Below are 730 nucleotides of genomic sequence, written 5' to 3' on the forward strand. Positions count from 1 at the left end.
GATTTTTAAGACTTTCGTCTCGCCTGTAGCTTAACCTACTTCTATAAATCAGAGAATTATTTCCTAATGTGCTTGGTTAACCCTTGGATTCCTCCAAGAGGCTTACCTTACATATTATCTATCTTCTATGCAGTTTTCAAAGAACAAGTCATTTATTACTGAGTATCAGTAGTAAATGAATGGTGGAGACGAGGAGAATCGAACTCCTGACCCCCTGCTTGCAAGGCAGGTGCTCTCCCAGCTGAGCTACGCCCCCATATGTTGGTTACACTACTTACTGAAAACTCATCCCATATATCATACAATATATTAGATATTTTTTCAATGCGAGTTACACCATTTAATTAGCTCATGTTGTCTGTACTATATGCTCACGCATAATTCGAGTATATATGAACCAACTGGTGGGCCTAAGTGGACTTGAACCACTGACCTCACGCTTATCAGGCGTGCGCTCTAACCAGCTGAGCTATAGGCCCATATATTTGAGAGACAAATCTCTCAAAACCAAACAATGTAAAGCGTGAGTACTGCCAGCGCATATGCTGCGTCTACTCTTTGCCAAAGTGTCGACCTAAGTGACATCGAAAGTCTTGCTTTCGTGTATGTCTCCCTAGAAAGGAGGTGATCCAGCCGCACCTTCCGATACGGCTACCTTGTTACGACTTCACCCCAATCATCGACTTTACCTTAGACGGCTGGCTCCCGAAGGTTACCCCACCGGCTTTGG

2 tRNA genes and 1 rRNA gene are annotated in these 730 nt (G+C 43.8%); all 3 read right to left on the bottom strand.

Annotated features, from left to right (window positions below):
• Window positions 1-180 precede the first annotated feature (180 nt).
• Window positions 181-256, bottom strand: a tRNA-Ala gene (locus VER_RS10140).
• 146 nt (window positions 257-402) lie between these two features.
• A tRNA-Ile gene (locus tag VER_RS10145) sits at window positions 403-479 on the bottom strand.
• A 138-nt stretch (window positions 480-617) separates the two neighbouring features.
• A 16S ribosomal RNA gene (locus VER_RS10150) occupies window positions 618-730 on the bottom strand; the annotation flags it as partial.

The sequence above is a fragment of the Veillonella sp. R32 genome (genome assembly GCF_010093125.1).
GTDB lineage: Bacteria > Bacillota > Negativicutes > Veillonellales > Veillonellaceae > Veillonella_A.